Here is a 16728-nt window from a genome sequence, read left to right as displayed (position 1 = left end):
CTGAATAAAACCTATTAGCTAGCTACATAGATACAATCTACATCATTTTATGATATTTATCGCAACCTAGTGAGCTATTAGACTGCAATGGCTGTCGAGAAACAGACTCAATAAATTAGATAATTGGAGAGACATTATGAAAATTGCAGTATTAGGTGCATCAGGTTGGATTGGTAGTCACATCGCTCAAGAAGCTCAAGATCGCGGACACGAAGTCGTTGCTGTTGTAAGAGATGCAAGCCGTGTAGAGATTAGCGATGTTGAGGTTCGTTCATTTGATTTACAAGATGAAGCCGCAAGTCTAGCAAACGCACTATCCGGCGTTGATGCAGTCATTACTTCGATTGGCGGACGTGCTCTGGGTAATCACGACATCGTAAAAAACACTGCGACTAAATTGCTGGCAACATTACCGAGCATCGGTATCGATCGCCTACTTTGGGTTGGCGGAGCTGGCTCATTAGAAGTAGCGCCAAACGTACCGCTAGTGACTGTTCCTGACTTCCCTGCGGATTACAAAAACGAAGCGCTAGCACAGGGCGAAGCTCTTGAAGTGTTCAAGCAATCTAATAGCGAAGTTAACTGGACGTTCGTTAGCCCTGCCGCAGAAATATTCCCGGGCGAGAAACTATCGACCTACCGCACTGGTGGCGATCAACTGCTCACCGACGAAGATGGTAACAGCAAAATTTCAGTCAGCGATTACGCTATTGCGATGATTGATGAACTCGAAGCTGGCAAATTCCCACGCCAACGTATTGGTGTTGCGTACTAGTCAGCTCATATATAAAAACTAAAAAAAGCCGCTTGTTCAAAACAATGCGGCTTTCTCATCTTTTACTGAGCATTCCTTTAATCCAATGGCAGATGCCCTGTTTTCACTAGGATAACCGTCTCTTCTTCCACATAAGGAAAATGCTCACTCATGTGTGGGCTGCGCATCCATGTGTGTTTTGGATACTCACCATGTTCGTCTTTAAAGGTGCCAGAAAGTACAAATATCTCTTCACCGCCAAAGTGGCGATGCGGCTGAAAACGTTCGCCAACCGGCCACTTCACTAACGCGACATGCTCGTGTTCGAACTCATGCAGTGGCATCACTTGTAAGCCGCCAATACCCTGAAGCCATTCTGTTTCCAAAGTATTAATACGAACTTGAGTTAAGTCTCTCGCGTCAAACTGGTTGAGCTTAACCAAGATCGTACAGCCATTTTTGCTGGATGGGGAATGCGCGCTGCCCGGCGGATTACGGATATAAGTGCCCGCTGGGAAATCTCCGGTTTCATCAGAGAACACACCCTCTAATACGAAGATCTCTTCACCTTGCGGATGTGGGTGCTCAGAAAACGAAGAGTCAGGATCGTACTTCACCACGCTGGTCGTGTGGCCCGATTCTTTCTCTTCTCTTTCAAGTGGCTTACGCCAAACCCCTTTAGCAGGGCTTGCGACCCAATCTAATGTCTCGGTTTCTATAACCAGTCTCTTTGAAAAGTCCATATTGAACATAATGGCGACCTTACTCTTGTTATCGTTTTAATTATTATTGTTGTCTTTCTCGTTTCTATTCTACGCGAATACTGATCAAGGAGGCTATCTCGCTGCTATTTTGCCTGCGCGATAGCCACCTAAAAAGAATCCTAATTAATTGCGGCCAGCAATCACTCCGCCATCAACATCCCAGATTGCACCCGTTACCCAATCTGCACTGTCTGACAGTAGGAAAGAGATGCTATTAGCGATGTCTTTCGGCAAACCTACTCGACCAATAGGATGGAACGCGTTGAAGCCTTCTAGCGCTTGATCCACTTCTTCAGGTTTGATGAAAGATTCGTAAATCGGCGTTTTAACAACAGCAGGAGAAACCGCATTCACGCGAATGTTGTAGTCCGCAAGCTCCATCGCCATGTGCTGTGTTAAAGCGTGCAAGCCAGCTTTTGCCATTGAATACGCAGAGGATGGTGTCGCTCTAATAGCTTGTTTGGCCCACATAGAGCCTACATTTACCACGTTTCCGCCACCGTTTTTGATCATCAACTTGCTGACAGCTTGAGTGATGAAGAAGGTTGCTTTATTGAGCTGCATGTATTGCTCGTAATCAGATTCTTGGTGTTCAATAAACGCTTTAGGGTTGAAGTAACCAGCCGCATTCACAAGGTAACCAATACCTTCTTCGAGCGACTCTAAATGCGTAATAAGACGAGACACACTCGCATCATCATAAAGGTTAGCTTGCCAACCTGAAGCGTGACCTAACGATTGCAGCTCTGACACCGCTTTATCTAACTTAGTTGGGTTATTGCCGACAACCAACACATGGATGTTTTGAGCGACTAACTGCTTCGCTGTTTCAAAGCCCATACCACTTGTGCCACCGATTACGACTGCAATACCATTTTTAGTGAAGTTCATTTTGTTATCTCCTAAGTCATGTGAACGTGGTAATCTTAGGCTTTGAACTAACACTATGAATAGTAAGTACAAATCGGTTAGGTAGGTACTTATTGGTACATCTTTATGAAAAATCAGGAAAACTTTTTTTCAAGAAAATCGGCACCAGAGCGTTCCGCTCGTATGGTCGAAACCATCTACGGCTGTAAATGGTCGCTAACGGTTTACCAATTACTGGCAAATGGCATTAATCGCCCCGGTGAAATGGTGCGCTCGGTCGAAGGGTTATCGACCAAAGTATTGAATGAATGCTTGAAGCGAAATGTTGAGTTTGGGATTTTGGATAAGCAGATGTTCAACGAACTCCCACCAAGAGTTGAATATCAGTGACGCCCTTTGGTGAGAAGTTCTTACTGATTCTGGATCAACTGGAAAGTCTACAAAACGAAATCGACGAGATGTAAGCCCAAGCAAATCCACTCTATTCCAAATAATGGACAGCACGCACTATTTAGCTGACTGGCATTTGCTCAAAACGGCCTTTCACAAAATCAATGAAGGTTCGAATTCGGCTCGGTTGATAGCGGTCTCGATGATAGATCGCTGAAAAGTCCACTTTCGGCACTATCCACTCATTAAACACCTGCTCCAATTGCCCATCATTGATCTCTTGCAAGCAATAGATGGTTGGTACACGAATAATTCCGTTGCCCGATTTCGCGCCCTGTACTAACACTCGCCCATTCTTACATTGCAGCCTACCCGTGACATGAACATCGACTGTTTTCTTGGTGTCATCCAAAGCTTGAAAGCTCCACTTACGCACCGATCCCGTTAAGCAATCATGGCGGATCAGATCTTTAGGATGGCTTGGCTTCCCTTTGCGAGTGAAATACTCAGGGCTCGCGAGTGTTCCCATTTCAATATCCAATAGCTTTCTTGCGATAAAGCCCGCGTCTTCTAAGCTCCCCATACGAAAAGCGATATCAAAGGCGTCTTCAATCAAATCGACTCGGTTACTACTGAAATCAAGGCTGATGCTGATGTCTGGGTAGAGCTGCATAAACTCATTGACCAAATCCGCGATGATCACTTCACCCAAATAACCGCCAACACAGTTTACTTTTATGTCGCCACGTACTTCTTCGACGTCATCCACAGCAGCAATCAAGGCTTGGTCTATATTATCTAAGGCTTGTTCACATCTCGCGTACAGATCTTGCCCTGCGTGAGTCAACCTTAAGGTTCGAGTGGTGCGGATAAACAGTGTCACACCCATCTGCTTTTCTAGGCTGCTCACTTGGCGTGATACGTGGGAACGAGACACATCCAACTCCTCCGCCGCTTTGGTGAAATTACCTAAACGAGCGATCAGCACGAAAGAACGAATATCAGACAGGTTAATTTGATTGAGCATGGCCGCCAGCTTACTAGTGAGGTTATGAGATAGACACTTTTATTGTTGCACCACAGCAACAGTGTTTCAAGTAAAGCGCTATATATCAACAATTCTATTTTCCTTAATATACCTCCATCGCAACGAAGCAAGGCAACAAGCACTTGATTCGAATGCACTTAAACAACCCGTCGTAGCCAACCGACGCAATAAAAGTACAGAGGAAATAAAATGAAAAAACTAATCGTAATTACAGGTGCAAGCTCTGGTATTGGTGAAGCAATCGCTCGTCGTCTAAGCGATGAAGGTCACCCTCTGCTACTTTTAGCTCGTCGTGTTGATCGCCTTGAAGCGCTGAATCTACCAAACTCACTGTCAGTAAAAGTAGACGTAACAGACAAAGCGTCTTTTGATGCAGCAATCGCACAAGGTGAAGAGAAGTTTGGCCCTGTAGATGCACTTATCAACAATGCTGGTGCAATGCTTCTTGGTCAAATTGATACTCAAGACGCACAAGAGTGGAAGACAATGTTCGATGTAAACGTGATTGGTCTTCTAAACGGCATGCAGTCTGTACTTGCTCCGATGATGGAACGCAACACAGGTACTATCATCAACATCAGCTCTATCGCAGGTAAGAAAACATTCCCAAGCCACGCGGCTTACTGTGGTACTAAATTCGCGGTACACGCTATTTCTGAGAACGTTCGTGAAGAAGTGGCGGCATCAAATGTTCGTGTTACTACTATCGCACCGGGTGCTGTAGAAACAGAACTTCTATCTCACACAACATCTCAAGAGATCAAAGACGGTTACGACTCTTGGAAAGAAGACATGGGTGGCGTATTGGCAGCTGACGATATCGCTCGCGCTGTATCATTCGCTTACCAACAACCACAGAATGTATGTATCCGTGAGATTGCTCTAGCACCAACTAAGCAACAGCCATAGGCCTTTGCCATCGCTAATAAATAAGCGATGAACTAAAAAAGCGCCACGACTTAACAAGTCGTGGCGCTTTTGTTTTGATTCAATCTAATTGCTAGTAAGAAGCGTGATTAAAACTCAACGCGGTAAACTGACGTGCTACCACTCACTTCGTTGCCAACCGCAATAAAGTGGTTACCAGAACGAGTGAAATACTTGATTGATTCTGGACCTAAATCACCCGCTTTAGCGTTGTAAGTATCGTTGTCGCAATCACCGTCTTCATCAACCTTAGTGCACACTGGTTGTGTAAAGTCTCGGTTGTTCAAGTAGCTGATGAAACTTGCATTTTTAGGCTGCGTTACGTCGTAAACCATGATGCCACCTTGGCGCTCAAGACCAATAAAGGCATAGTGCTTACCGTTAATCTCAGCCACTTCGATAGCCTCAGGTTCTACACCTTTGTCATCGCTACGATCGTCACCACTTTGGTTGTTATCATTGGTGCTGTTGAAGTTTGCAGGATCTTGCTCCAGAACGATTCGAGCGAAATCATCGCCGCTATCAAACACTAGCTCGCCTGACTCATCCCAGATAGAGAACGAGCGGCTGCCGAATGCTTGAACCTTTTGGTCAGCAGCGAGTGTCCCTTGTGGCTTAATCACTTTAAGACGTGCAAGTTGCTTGTTGTCTTTCAATGCGCCTGCTAATGGGTGGTTAGCGTCAACGTCTAACTTCTTGCCGCGTACTTCATCGACATACGCGATACAAAAGTCTTTTTCTGTGGTGTAGTTTTCGGTGCCTTGATAGTCATCGCCATCCCACTCAAAACCTTTCTCGTCACACATTTCTTGCGTGGTTTTGATGCCATACTCACGACCATCACCTTCATTCGCAGTCACAATATAGGTGTTGCCATCAACACTGTAGCTGGTGATGCTGTCTGGCATGTAAAGGCCTTCTAACATTGCGTAGCTTTGGAGATTACCGATGTTTTTGTCTTTGTTTGACGCATCTAGCTTAGCGTTATCCCAAGGCTTGCCGCCTAGTCCAAGAATCGCATCCACTTGTGCACTCACCACATCAATGGCTGCCAATGCGTTGTTCTCTTGAAGGGCAACGTAGAGTTTTCCGTTATCAGCAAACGTTAGGTATTCCGGTTCAAGGTCTTGAGCAACGGTTGCATTCGGCACAGAGATTCGAACCTTGTCGGTCAGCTCTGCATGGCGAGGCTGACCTTGATTGAATGCCTTAAAATCAATTTGAGTGACTGTGGCTTGCAAAGGGCCATTGGTTAAATCCACTAGCGTTACTGAACCTTCAGGGTCAATGCTGTAATCCGCATTCGGCTCACCTTCATTTGCAGAGGCAATGTAGCGACCATCTTTCGAGAAGCTCACCATGTCCGGTAATGCACCAGCCGTATAAGTAGTGATCAGCTCTAGCGTGTCTGAACGATAAAGTGCAATGATGCCGTTTTGTTGCTTATCAGCATTTTCAATCGCGACAGCAACTAATCCTTGATGAGTCGACACACTGTTCGCGGCACCAATATCAATACCCGAAGCTGCAGCCGCTGATTGAAGGTCGATAGAGCCCTCAGATGCTGGTGCGCTGTCAGAGTTTATCGATAACACATCTACTTTTTGTGCTTGAGCATTGACGACATAAAGCTTGTCGGTACATGAATCGTAGCTGACGATTTCGGCTGCTGAAGTATCAAACGGGGCATCGGCAATAGCACGTCCAACCAGGCTGATTCCGGTTACCTCAGCATTGGAAGCGCTTGGCTGCTCGATGGATTGGCATTGAAAGCTAAAAGCATCAAGTGACGTTTGAGATGGGATAGCAGCCGTTGGTGATGTTGACGTTGATTGAGAACACCCTACTAGAGCAGAACTTACCGCAATAGGCAGTAATAGTGTCAGCTTATTAAATTTACGATTCATATATCCTCCATGATTTGAAACGCGATCATAGAGGGCTGTTATGACACTTATCTTTCTCTTTTATTAACAATAAATGACAACAATCAGTTTGCTTCACCCATAACAACAATAAGTTGGAGTGAGCATTTCATTAACAAGCAAGCAAAAAAAAGCGCCCAAGCTGGCTGGTGCTTGAGCGCCTTTAGTAAACTAATAAAGAGGGTTAGAAGTTGTAACCACCACCGATCATGAATACCCATGGGTCGATATCAACGTCGGTTGAGTATTGTTTTCCACCCGCTTTATATTTCGCTGTAGTATCAATGTCTGCATACCAAACTGACGCATTCAAGAACCAATCTTCATTGATCATGTAATCCATACCAATGTTTGCCGCAAGTCCCCAAGAGTCATCAAGAGATAAGTCACTTAAGCCTGCATCTTTACCAGTGCCATTAAGTTCTTCATCAAAGAAGACAGTGTAGTTAATGCCCGCACCTACGTAAGGGCGGAACTTGCTGTTTGCTTCGCCGAAGTAGTACTGAACCATCAACGTTGGTGGTAAGTGTTTTGTCTCGGCGATATCACCTAAACCACCATGGTTTGTAGAAATTGTATGGGAGAACGGTGTCGCTGCAAGAATCTCGAGACTGATGTTGTCTGTAAACATGTAACCAAATGTCAATCCAAGTTGGGTGTTTGAATCCACACCAAATTTTGACCCCGATGTCTCCAGAACATCTCCACTGCTATCGTTAGGAGATACCATTGCTGCACCTGCACGGATGATGAAATCACCTTCTTTATGAGCAAGAACGTTGGTTGACATAAGAGCCGCAATAACCGCAATACCACATACTGTTTTTTTCATTATAATTTCCTTTTGAGGGCTTAATTTTTATTGGTGAATGAGTAATCATTTCTTATTTTGCGTGCAAGGTAGCATATAATAACCCTACTTTATTGATGGAAATCAATTTGTGAAAAGTTGTGATTATTTATGTAAATTTATATCGACCTGATCACTTTATTCCTTCATTTTATTGACAGTTTTGTAATGCAGCTTTTCCGTGCGTCATTTTGTTAATCCAATCAATTCACTCTATTCGGATCTTTTTTGGATCAAAATAGAGCAAGCCAATATCTCACGTGCATCATTTTGGTGCAGAACAACAAGAATCAATCTCGCCTCGTATAATATTCAATGAGTTACATTTGGCTTAGTGCTTGCAAGTCTATGTTCATAATCATAAATACATTGAGGTTCTGATCATGCAAGACACTCTAACAATCGTTCTGGCCGGCGGTGTTGGCTCTCGGCTTTCCCCTCTCACCGATAACCGTGCAAAACCTGCGGTACCCTTTGGTGGCAAATATCGAATCATCGATTTCACACTCGCGAACTGCTTACACTCTGGGCTACGCCAAATTTTGGTGCTGACTCAGTACAAATCTCACTCTTTGCAAAAACATTTAAGAGATGGTTGGTCGGTGCTTAACCCTGAGCTCGGCGAATACATCACCAATGTTCCTCCACAAATGCGAACCGGTGATAGCTGGTACAGCGGTACTGCCGATGCGATTTATCAAAACTTGTATCTACTTTCACGCAGTGAAGCCAAGCATGTGGTGGTGTTATCCGGTGACCATATCTATCGCATGGATTACGCACCAATGCTCAAGCAGCACAAAAAGAACGAGGCCGACCTAACTGTGGCGTGCATGGAGGTTTCGATTGACGAAGCCAAAGAGTTTGGTGTGATGGAGATAGATGAATCTCTAGAGATCAATAACTTTACCGAAAAGCCACGTTACCCTGCATGTGTACCTGGTAGGCCAACTCGAAGCATGGCTTCAATGGGTATTTACGTCTTTGATAAAGAAGTACTAACACAAGCGCTACTGGCGGACGCCGAAGATCCGAACTCAAGCCACGATTTTGGTAAAGATATCATTCCTAAATTGGTGGGCAACAACAGTGTTTACGCATACAAGTTTGGGGATGAAGAAGGCCGAGTGACCCAAGATGCGTACTGGAGAGATGTTGGTACTATCGACTCTTATTACCAATCCAACATGGACCTGTTAAAGCCAGCTTCGCCTATCGATTTATATCAACCTGATTGGGCGATTCGTACTTACGAACCGCAGCTGCCACCCGCACGAACCATTGCTTCAGTTGAAGGTAATCAAGGAATATTCATCAACTCGATGATAGCGAATGGCGTTGTAATTGAAGGCGGCTCGGCGCAAAACTCAATCTTCTTCCCGAAAGTGAAAGTCAGCAATGCCGCGATTGTGATTGATAGTATTCTGTTTGAAGATGTTGAGATTGGAAAAAATTGCCACATACAAAACTGCATCATCGACAAGAACGTTAAGGTGCCTGACGGAACCCAGATCGGTCTTGATGGCCTTGCCGATGCGAAACGCTTCCACATATCAAAACAAGGCGTGATTGTGGTGCCCTCTTCTTACCAATTTGAAGAGTAACCTTTAACGTTGGAATAGCTTTTCTTTAAACGAAAAAAGGCAGCGAATTCGCTGCCTTCTTATTTACTCACACAGCTTCAGTTAAGCCTTAACTGTCCATGTATTCGATTAAACAGAAACCTTAGAAAGGCCCTAACTCAATCATTTGAGCAATCACAACAGAAACCAAAGCGCCTACCGACCAGAACAAGAACAGTGGTAAGAAGAAACGAACCCACTTGGTGTAAGGTACTTTTGCTATAGCCAATACCGCCAACAAGCCACCATTGGTTGGGTAAATATAGTTAGAAATACCATCACCCAATTGAGAAGCCAGTGCCGCCACTTGACGAGTCACTTCACCAATATCTGCCAACGGAATAATGATTGGCATGGTGATCACCGCTTGGCCACTGCCCGATGGAATGAACAGGTTGATCGCAGCCTGCGAGAAGTAGATCCCTGCTGCTGCCACAAGTTTAGAGCTACCAGAAATGATCTGTGCAAGATAGAAGATAATAGAATCAACAATCTTCGCGTCTTCCATAATGGTTAGCACTGAACGAGCAAAAAAGATGATCAGTACCGCGATCAATACGTCGCTAACACCTTTGGTCCAATACTCACAGATCTTGTTCGGAGATAAACCCGCCACCAAACCCGGAATAATAGCCATCGCCACGAATGCACCCGCACTCTCGGTGAAGCCGAACCCCATCGTCAACGTGCCGAAGATCATGTATGCGAACACGCCTAAGAATGCGATACCTGCAAGCTTTTCACGTGTGGTCAGTGTTTTCGCTTCAACATTTGATTCATAGTGGTAACCCGTGCCGTGTAACAAGCCTTTGGTCGGATCTTGCTTAACTTTGCGCGCGTAGTTAAGCACATACCATGCACCCGTTAACAACATGAACATACCAACAATAAAGCGGTACCACATGCCTGAATACATAGGCAGTTCAGCGATAGTGTGTGCAATACCCGTAAAGAATGGGTTAGCCAAAGCGGCCGCGAAACCGGCACAACTTGCCAGTAAAACAACGCCAAGTGCCGTAATCGCGTCATAGCCAAGCTTGATACAGATCGGGATCATCAAAGAGATGAAAATGACATCAAGTTCACGCATACCGGTGAAGGTAACGTTGAAGAAGATCGCCGTCATGATCACAGGCGCAATCACGTATAAGCCTTGCTTCTTTAGCTTAGTAGTTAGTGCAACAACGGATGCGTCTAACAGACCCATGTGTTTGATAATGCCAAAAGCACCACCCACAAATACCACAACGCCCATCACGCCAGAAGCGGATTTGAAGCCTTTAAAAAATGATTCGAAAAAAGAGGCTAATGTTGTTGGGTTGCTGGTCAATTGTGTGTAGCTGTCTGGGTCGATAACCGTGCGGCCATTCATGACCACTCGCTCGAATTCACCAGCAGGGATGAAGTAAGTTGCAATTGCAGCAACGATCACCATGATAACCAAAGAGAGAAACGGGTGGTTTACTTCTTTCTCTGTGGGCGCTGCGTTAGCAGCTTGAGATGTAGGTACGGATGTAGATACCGTAGTCGTCATATAGACTCCTTATTTGTCAGCAACTAAGGTTCACTTAGCCGCCGGAGGGATTTTTGGAAAAACGAAACCCTTCACGCAGAACATAGTTCACGCTAACTAGGCTGTTTCTAAAAGGCCTTTGATAGATGGTGCTCTCAAATGTACATAGTGAAGTAGTGAGAACTACTCTCTTTGCGTCCGAGCAAAATGCAGATGTTCGGCCAAGTCAGGCCAAACTGAATGAGGTCATTACAAGCAGATAAACAGAAAAAGACTGTTTGGGTAATGCGTTTTTTATCAATTACAAAGACAAGCGGCGCATACTAGCATAACGAGTCATTAATTGTCAGAAAAGTGTGATTTTCGTCATGTTTTGGTGAGCAACAAAAAAGCGCCCACTAATAAGTAAGGCGCTTTTCTGCAATCGAATCGAGTTACTTAGGTGCTAATTCGTAGTTTTCTTGCATCTCATGAGGGGCAATCCCGTACTCATAATCCGCTAAGTAGCCATCCTTATAGACCTTCATTCCCTTCTCATCCCAGCTCACTTTGATCATCGCCGTGTTGCCATCTTCACTGCCTAACAGCTCCAGCATTTCTGCATCAATCTTAATGGCTTTGATGGTTTTAATACGCTTAAACGGCTTAAATTCAGTGGCCGAGAATACGATGGCCGAGCGATAACGCTTAAGCTTGAGTCCAATCGCAAAGATTCTCGATTGTTGCTCAAACTGCAACATATTGATCTAGGCTCAATTGATGAGTCTCGCATTTCAGAACTTGTGCGATTCAAAGTCGAAACGCCGGTTCGCTATGAAGGTGACATTAATTATTGGCGTCAGGGCGTCGAATTTCCTGTCGATCAACTGGCATCCAATAAAGAAGTCGATATTCGAGCACGCATTACCATACCCGAGTCTCAACTCACAGCAGGAGAGTTTCACTTCAATATGGAGTGGGCAGTTGAGTGTCTATAAATTAGTAACTTAAGCTGAGTTTTTAATCAAAGAAGAAAAAGTGAGTGAGCTGGAAAGAAAATCAATGGAGTGACAAGTTCGGAATTATAAAACCGATAAAGAGAGATTCACTGGGAATTCGCTGTAGGTTAGCGCAAATTATCAAGGATGGAGTTTTTTTGAACATGTCTTTAAAACACGAAACATAATATGCGATCAGTTCATCGGACTTTCAAGGGAGTAACAAGAGAATATTTGATAACACTGAAGTCAATCACACATGTGCTAATTCTCAGTTGGTTAATCTATCCGATGTTTGCTACGTTTAAATGACACAGTCATTGGAAAGGTATGATTTATGAAAATAAATGTTCAAACACATCATGTATCAATTAACGACGAGTCACGCAAAGACATCGAAGGTAAATTCGAGAAGATATCTAACCATTTCCCATCACTGATCAGTTGCGACATCATCATTACTAAAGAACACGGTCAACATCAGGTTGAAGTATTCACCAACTACGAAGGTGTACGAGTAACAGCAAAATCGACAGACGATGTTATGTACCCAGCTATCGCTGCAGCACTCAAGAAACTTGAAGCTGGCCTAAGTAACCGTAAGGGACAATTGAAAGCCGACCTACACGAGAAACCAACAAGCACGAAGCCAGAGATTGCTTCGGACATCATCCAAGAGATGAAATTGGTATAAATCGATAAGTAGTTAAAGCGAAATAACGAATAGACACTTATTAAGAATTTCAAAGCCAGCACATGTTGCTGGCTTTTTCGATCTTAAAGCCAAGCAAACCTTCCCTTCTTTACCGTCTCTCGAATTCAGCTCAACCCCACATCATTATTAACGCCCTTAAGTTCTTAGCAGCTATAACAATCACTTGTGGTATTTGATACAGTTATAAGCAGAAATTTAGACCACAACGGAATGTTTATTATGAAGAAAATCGCGTTGATACTTTTCCTTGCTACTCAATTAATGGCTTGTACCGAGGTTGGCAGTGAAGCTTGGTGTGCGGATATGAAAGAAAAGCCTAAAGGTGACTGGACGGCTAATGAAGCGGGCGATTTTGCTAAACACTGTATTTTCTAATCACGTTAGCTTCTAATTCTACATTGGGCTGAATTAATACGCTCTGTGTAAAACAATCCATGGAATAAGTGAGTTTTAATGGAACACCAACTAGACAACAACTGGAAGCACATCGAATGGGTATTAACCGACGTCGATGACACGCTCACTTGGCAAGGTTCACTCCCTCCAGAAACCCTGATTGTGTTACAAAAGCTGAGAGACAATGGAATCAAAGTGGTCGCTGTAACGGGAGCCTGTGCTGGTTGGTGTGACCATATTGCGCAGCTCTGGCCTGTCGATGCCGTGCTTGGAGAAAACGGCGCCTTCTTACTAGAGAAGCAAGATGATGCATTACAACTCTCATCTGAAACACCGCTAGAACAAGTGCGTAAGAACCAAGCTAAGCTAAAACAAGAAGTTGAAGCGATCTTGTTGAGTTACCCCGACCTATCGCTAACTTTGGATCAATCTTACCGCTTGTGTGAGGTCGCGATTGATATCGGCCAAAACCGTAAGCCTGTTGATCCTGAAACTGTTCAAGCGGTACTCGAAAGAATACACACTTTAGGCGCACACGCGACGGCAAGTTCGATTCATATCAACGCTTGGTACGGCGAACACTCAAAGAAAAACGCCGTGCACCGTTTCCTGGCTAATAAAGGCTTATCGCTTGAGCAAATCCACAATCAAGCCTGCTATGTCGGCGATTCAATGAATGATCAGCAGATGTTCGAATCACTTCCACTTACCGTTGGCGTGGCAAACATTCAACATTATTGGGATAAGCTAGAGCATCATCCAAGCAGGGTCATGTCGCAGCCTGGTGGCTATGGGTTTGCAGAATTTGTGGATGCGCTGCTGAGGCTTAAAAGTGAAGTAATTTAGATAATCGCTCAGACTTTGAAGCAAAAATCGCACAAGTTTTCACTCATGCGATTTCATTTATGTCATGCCCATCGACTAACCCGAAGCTCAACGAACTTAGAGAATAATCATCCCATCGCGATAAGTCAGAGCAGGAGAAACATCTTGGCCAAGTAAGACTGGGCCATCAAGGTCGACAATTTCAGATTGAACGGCGATAGGCAAAGCTGCACGCATCGCCAAAGAAGTTCCGAGCATACAACCAGACATCAGCGTAAATCCTAGCCTTTGGGCTTCTTCTGCAAGAACCAATGCTTCAGTCAAACCGCCCGTTTTATCGAGTTTGATGTTGACCATTTCATACTTACCCAACAGCGATGAGAGCTGTGAAGTGGTATGACAGCTTTCATCAGCACACAGTGGGATCGGGTGATTGATGTGTGCCAGTGACGCATCGTGCTGCTGTGGAAGAGGTTGTTCGATCATCGCAATATCAAACTCTGTTAGTTGATTAAACAACTCTTCGAGATTCAGCCCCGTCCACGCTTCATTGGCATCCAGTACAATCTGAACATCTGCCGCAGCTTCTCGTACCGCGCGAACACGCTCTACCACTTGCTCTCCATCAAGCTTCACTTTTAAGAGTTTCGCTCCATTTGCGACATAGTCTCGAGCCTGAATCGCCATCGCTTCTGGCGTACCAATCGAGACGGTCATGGCTGTCACGATTTGATTCGGTAACTCAAACAGGCTATTTGGGAAGACCTGGTCATGTTGTTTGGCTTCAAGCTCCCAAAGCGCACAATCGACCGCATTTCGCGCTGCCCCTCCGGTCAATAAAGACTGAAGATGATCTCTTAGCTCTGCCGGATCGGTAACACCTCGCTCAAACATACCTTCAAGTGCGCTAGACGCTTGTTGGATTTGCGCTAACACAGACTCCGATGACTCGCCGTATCGTGGGTAAGGGGTGCACTCTCCCTGAGCTTGTTTGCCATCATGTTCAATGTAGACACGAACAACGTGACACTCGGTTCGGCTGCCACGAGAGATGCGAAAAGGCGTTTGCATCGCGATAGTAATGGGTTCTGCTGTAATCTTCATAATTTCACTCGGTTGATGTTCGCTTTAACAAATGGAAACGTAGAAATGATGAAGTCGTTAAAGTGAATGTCGCAAATGATCAGTAATGTGTTGTACACCAAAACGCACAGGGTCCGTCACGGGCACTTGATAGAGTGTGGTCCATTCTTGGCATAATGTCTCAGCGTCTTCAATGCTAATTGCCGAAGTGTTCAAGCAGATACCAACCAATTTCACATCTGGATTCGTCAGTCGTGCCGCTTGTAAGTTGGCTTCAATCGTCTGTTCTATGCTTGGCAATTGAGCATGAGGAAGGTTACGAATATGTGGTCGCCCGACTTCATGGCACAACACCAAAGCATCGGCTTGTGCGCCATGTAATAACCCCAAACTCACGCCTGCAAACGAAGGGTTGAACAAAGAACCCTGCCCTTCAATGATGTCCCACTCGTGGTCGGTAAAATCGGGGCTAATCGCTTCAACCGCGCCGGAAATAAAATCCGCAACCACCGCATCAATCGAAATTCCGCTGCCTTCAATCAAAATACCGGTCTGCCCTGTCGCTTTAAACTGAGCAGATGTTCCCGCTTGTTTAAGCGACTTTTCAATCGCTAATGCCGAGAACATTTTGCCTACTGAGCAATCAGTTCCGACAGTAAGCAGGCGCTTACCTTGACGAAGCTTACCGTTACCAACATTAAGAACACCGTCAAAATGGCGTACATCATGAAGCTTAGTCAATCCTTGTTGCTGCATGTCAGCAAGCGGTGAAAATTCACTCAATCGTTGGTGCATGCCAGATGCAATCTCATATCCCATTTCTGCAGCGGCCATAATGGTTGACTGCCAAGAATCAGGAATAACACCACCCGGATTTGCGGTACCAATCACTAGCGTCTTCGCGCCCTGCGCTTGCGCCTCTTGCAGGGTCATATCCGTTAAGCCCAGTGAAACGGTATCACCCGTTAAACGCAGTTGACCTAGGCAGATTTCTGGTCGCCATTGATGAATACCGCGAGCTGTTTTTGCAGCGAGTAGGTCAGTAACATCCCCAAGAAAAAGAAGGTAAGGTTGAGCGATCGACATGAGTATTCCTAATTAATAAGCCCTTGTATGGGTTTACTTTAATTAAGAACTTCGAAGCTGCCGAATGCCTATTTATGGCGAGCCTATAACCTTAAGTTATAGGGTGAGTATGGATTTTCAATGAAGCGATAAATTGCTTAACGGAAATCGACTGAGGGGTGTGCTCTGCGCAAAGCATCGATACCGAAAATTGGATGTCTGGTTGAAGCGGCAACACACAGACCGCATCGTCATTTTGATATTGCTCTGCCGTCCACGGATCAACAATCGCAAACCCCGCTTGGTGCTTGACCAGTTCCGCAGCGGCGCTATACCCACGTACAGATATCGGGTGGTGATAATGCTGCTCACGTGCAATAAGGCGTTGATGTAACAGGAGGCCTAATGGATCGCGGCTATCGAGCCCGATGATTGGCAGCGGATAATTGATCAGATCATCTAACGTTAATTCCGCGGGGAAATGATCAACCGTATTGGAAGGAACCAAAACCTTTAGTGATTCGGTTAATAGCGTTTCACTTAATATCGCAGGCGGTGCTTCATCGCCAAACGCGATAGCAATATCAAGCTCATGCTTTAATAACCCAGCACACAGCTCATCACGGTTTGCAGTCAGCAACTCAAAAGACAGCTCTTGTTCCCGAGACATTTGGGCTATTACCTGAGTTAGTAATTTAGTCGCCAGTATCGGCGGCGCACCAATGCGTAAATGCTGATGGCCTTGCTTCACTTTGTTGGTCAGAGATCGAAATTGCCCCAATTGCTGATACACCTTTTCCGCTTCTGGCAGTAAGGTTTTTGCCTCAACCGTTGGCACCAACCGCCCTTTAACTCGTTCGAATAAGCCAAACCCAAGTTGTTGCTCCGTGTGCGCCAAAATACGGGTCACGTTTGGTTGCGACACATGCAAGCTGCGCGCGGCTCCAGATACGGTTCCGGTCTGCATAATGGCGTAAAAGACTTCCAATTGTCTTAGGTTCACA

The 16728-nt window shown here is 45.0% G+C and carries 16 protein-coding genes and 2 pseudogenes; 8 read left to right on the top strand and 10 right to left on the bottom strand.

Annotation, left to right across the window (positions count from 1 at the left end; translation table 11 throughout):
* The first annotated feature begins 136 nt into the window (after window positions 1-136).
* Window positions 137-775, top strand: a complete 639-nt coding sequence (locus tag A6D97_RS07090; RefSeq protein WP_017067752.1) for an NAD(P)-dependent oxidoreductase — start codon at window positions 137-139, stop codon at window positions 773-775.
* Between the two features lie 77 nt (window positions 776-852).
* Here A6D97_RS07090 and A6D97_RS07085 read toward each other — a convergent pair whose 3' ends face one another.
* Window positions 853-1506, bottom strand: a complete 654-nt coding sequence (locus A6D97_RS07085) for a cupin domain-containing protein (RefSeq protein WP_017064919.1) — start codon at window positions 1504-1506, stop codon at window positions 853-855.
* A 135-nt stretch (window positions 1507-1641) separates the two neighbouring features.
* Window positions 1642-2409 (bottom strand): SDR family oxidoreductase, encoded by a 768-nt coding sequence (locus tag A6D97_RS07080; RefSeq protein WP_065584096.1) that lies wholly within the window; start codon window positions 2407-2409, stop codon window positions 1642-1644.
* A gap of 105 nt (window positions 2410-2514) precedes the next feature.
* On the opposite strand from A6D97_RS07080, the pseudogene A6D97_RS07075 reads away from it, so the two are divergent.
* Window positions 2515-2852 (top strand): annotated as a pseudogene (locus tag A6D97_RS07075) (helix-turn-helix domain-containing protein).
* Window positions 2853-2899: 47 nt separating this feature from the next.
* On the opposite strand, the gene A6D97_RS07070 reads toward A6D97_RS07075, so the two are convergent.
* Window positions 2900-3805: a LysR family transcriptional regulator gene (locus A6D97_RS07070; protein ID WP_017067750.1), complete on the bottom strand. Its 906-nt coding sequence runs from the start codon at window positions 3803-3805 to the stop codon at window positions 2900-2902.
* Between the two features lie 210 nt (window positions 3806-4015).
* Between A6D97_RS07070 and A6D97_RS07065 the strand changes: the two genes are divergently transcribed.
* Window positions 4016-4735: an SDR family oxidoreductase gene (locus tag A6D97_RS07065; protein WP_004733012.1), complete on the top strand. Its 720-nt coding sequence runs from the start codon at window positions 4016-4018 to the stop codon at window positions 4733-4735.
* A gap of 107 nt (window positions 4736-4842) precedes the next feature.
* Here the strand turns inward: A6D97_RS07065 and A6D97_RS07060 are convergent, their stop codons facing one another.
* Window positions 4843-6660 carry a choice-of-anchor I family protein gene (locus A6D97_RS07060; RefSeq protein ID WP_065584095.1) on the bottom strand — a complete coding sequence of 606 codons (1818 nt, stop codon included), beginning with the start codon at window positions 6658-6660 and terminating at the stop codon, window positions 4843-4845.
* Between the two features lie 202 nt (window positions 6661-6862).
* Window positions 6863-7510, bottom strand: a complete 648-nt coding sequence (ompW, locus tag A6D97_RS07055) for an outer membrane protein OmpW (RefSeq protein ID WP_065584094.1) — start codon at window positions 7508-7510, stop codon at window positions 6863-6865.
* A 401-nt stretch (window positions 7511-7911) separates the two neighbouring features.
* On the opposite strand from ompW, the gene glgC reads away from it, so the two are divergent.
* Window positions 7912-9132, top strand: a complete 1221-nt coding sequence (gene glgC / locus A6D97_RS07050; protein ID WP_017064925.1) for a glucose-1-phosphate adenylyltransferase — start codon at window positions 7912-7914, stop codon at window positions 9130-9132.
* A 121-nt stretch (window positions 9133-9253) separates the two neighbouring features.
* Here glgC and A6D97_RS07045 read toward each other — a convergent pair whose 3' ends face one another.
* Window positions 9254-10684, bottom strand: coding sequence for a Na+/H+ antiporter NhaC family protein (locus tag A6D97_RS07045; protein ID WP_065584093.1), 1431 nt, complete (start codon window positions 10682-10684; stop codon window positions 9254-9256).
* Between the two features lie 413 nt (window positions 10685-11097).
* Window positions 11098-11319, bottom strand: a pseudogene (locus tag A6D97_RS07040) (hypothetical protein); the annotation flags it as partial.
* 63 nt (window positions 11320-11382) lie between these two features.
* Here A6D97_RS07040 and A6D97_RS07035 point away from each other — a divergent pair.
* From A6D97_RS07035 to A6D97_RS07025, 4 genes are all read left to right on the top strand, one after another.
* Window positions 11383-11640 (top strand): hypothetical protein, encoded by a 258-nt coding sequence (locus tag A6D97_RS07035; RefSeq protein ID WP_229648214.1) that lies wholly within the window; start codon window positions 11383-11385, stop codon window positions 11638-11640.
* Window positions 11641-11977: 337 nt separating this feature from the next.
* Window positions 11978-12334 carry a ribosome-associated translation inhibitor RaiA gene (gene raiA, locus A6D97_RS07030; RefSeq protein ID WP_017061680.1) on the top strand — a complete coding sequence of 119 codons (357 nt, stop codon included), beginning with the start codon at window positions 11978-11980 and terminating at the stop codon, window positions 12332-12334.
* Between the two features lie 240 nt (window positions 12335-12574).
* Window positions 12575-12730: a DUF3012 domain-containing protein gene (locus tag A6D97_RS21455; RefSeq protein WP_017061679.1), complete on the top strand. Its 156-nt coding sequence runs from the start codon at window positions 12575-12577 to the stop codon at window positions 12728-12730.
* 78 nt (window positions 12731-12808) lie between these two features.
* The gene (locus A6D97_RS07025; protein ID WP_065584092.1) at window positions 12809-13597 is read left to right on the top strand and encodes an HAD-IIB family hydrolase; all 789 of its coding nucleotides are present in this window, start codon (window positions 12809-12811) and stop codon (window positions 13595-13597) included.
* Between the two features lie 96 nt (window positions 13598-13693).
* Here the strand turns inward: A6D97_RS07025 and dgcA are convergent, their stop codons facing one another.
* The 3 genes from dgcA to A6D97_RS07010 all read right to left on the bottom strand — a co-directional run bounded on the left by dgcA (window position 13694) and on the right by A6D97_RS07010 (window position 16727).
* Window positions 13694-14680, bottom strand: coding sequence for an N-acetyl-D-Glu racemase DgcA (gene dgcA, locus A6D97_RS07020; RefSeq protein WP_065584091.1), 987 nt, complete (start codon window positions 14678-14680; stop codon window positions 13694-13696).
* Window positions 14681-14737: 57 nt separating this feature from the next.
* Complete coding sequence (dgcN, locus tag A6D97_RS07015; RefSeq protein ID WP_065584090.1) at window positions 14738-15745, bottom strand: N-acetyltransferase DgcN; 1008 nt, start codon at window positions 15743-15745, stop codon at window positions 14738-14740.
* Window positions 15746-15836: 91 nt separating this feature from the next.
* The gene (locus A6D97_RS07010; RefSeq protein ID WP_017066887.1) at window positions 15837-16727 is read right to left on the bottom strand and encodes a LysR family transcriptional regulator; all 891 of its coding nucleotides are present in this window, start codon (window positions 16725-16727) and stop codon (window positions 15837-15839) included.
* Window position 16728: the final 1 nt, after the last annotated feature.

It is taken from the genome of Vibrio sp. ZF57, assembly GCF_001691235.1.
Lineage (GTDB): Bacteria > Pseudomonadota > Gammaproteobacteria > Enterobacterales > Vibrionaceae > Vibrio > Vibrio crassostreae_C.
This window is presented reverse-complemented; position numbering and strand designations above follow the sequence as displayed.

What these genes read in the sequence shown, in the direction of transcription:
- A6D97_RS07090 (WP_017067752.1), top strand. Translation starts at nt 137, where the DNA reads ATGAAAATTGCAGTATTAGGTGCATCAGGTTGGATTGGTAGTCACATC.
- A6D97_RS07085 (WP_017064919.1), bottom strand. Translation starts at nt 1,506, where the DNA reads ATGTTCAATATGGACTTTTCAAAGAGACTGGTTATAGAAACCGAGACA.
- A6D97_RS07080 (WP_065584096.1), bottom strand. Translation starts at nt 2,409, where the DNA reads ATGAACTTCACTAAAAATGGTATTGCAGTCGTAATCGGTGGCACAAGT.
- A6D97_RS07070 (WP_017067750.1), bottom strand. Translation starts at nt 3,805, where the DNA reads ATGCTCAATCAAATTAACCTGTCTGATATTCGTTCTTTCGTGCTGATC.
- A6D97_RS07065 (WP_004733012.1), top strand. Translation starts at nt 4,016, where the DNA reads ATGAAAAAACTAATCGTAATTACAGGTGCAAGCTCTGGTATTGGTGAA.
- A6D97_RS07060 (WP_065584095.1), bottom strand. Translation starts at nt 6,660, where the DNA reads ATGAATCGTAAATTTAATAAGCTGACACTATTACTGCCTATTGCGGTA.
- ompW (WP_065584094.1), bottom strand. Translation starts at nt 7,510, where the DNA reads ATGAAAAAAACAGTATGTGGTATTGCGGTTATTGCGGCTCTTATGTCA.
- glgC (WP_017064925.1), top strand. Translation starts at nt 7,912, where the DNA reads ATGCAAGACACTCTAACAATCGTTCTGGCCGGCGGTGTTGGCTCTCGG.
- A6D97_RS07045 (WP_065584093.1), bottom strand. Translation starts at nt 10,684, where the DNA reads ATGACGACTACGGTATCTACATCCGTACCTACATCTCAAGCTGCTAAC.
- raiA (WP_017061680.1), top strand. Translation starts at nt 11,978, where the DNA reads ATGAAAATAAATGTTCAAACACATCATGTATCAATTAACGACGAGTCA.
- A6D97_RS21455 (WP_017061679.1), top strand. Translation starts at nt 12,575, where the DNA reads ATGAAGAAAATCGCGTTGATACTTTTCCTTGCTACTCAATTAATGGCT.
- A6D97_RS07025 (WP_065584092.1), top strand. Translation starts at nt 12,809, where the DNA reads ATGGAACACCAACTAGACAACAACTGGAAGCACATCGAATGGGTATTA.
- dgcA (WP_065584091.1), bottom strand. Translation starts at nt 14,680, where the DNA reads ATGAAGATTACAGCAGAACCCATTACTATCGCGATGCAAACGCCTTTT.
- dgcN (WP_065584090.1), bottom strand. Translation starts at nt 15,745, where the DNA reads ATGTCGATCGCTCAACCTTACCTTCTTTTTCTTGGGGATGTTACTGAC.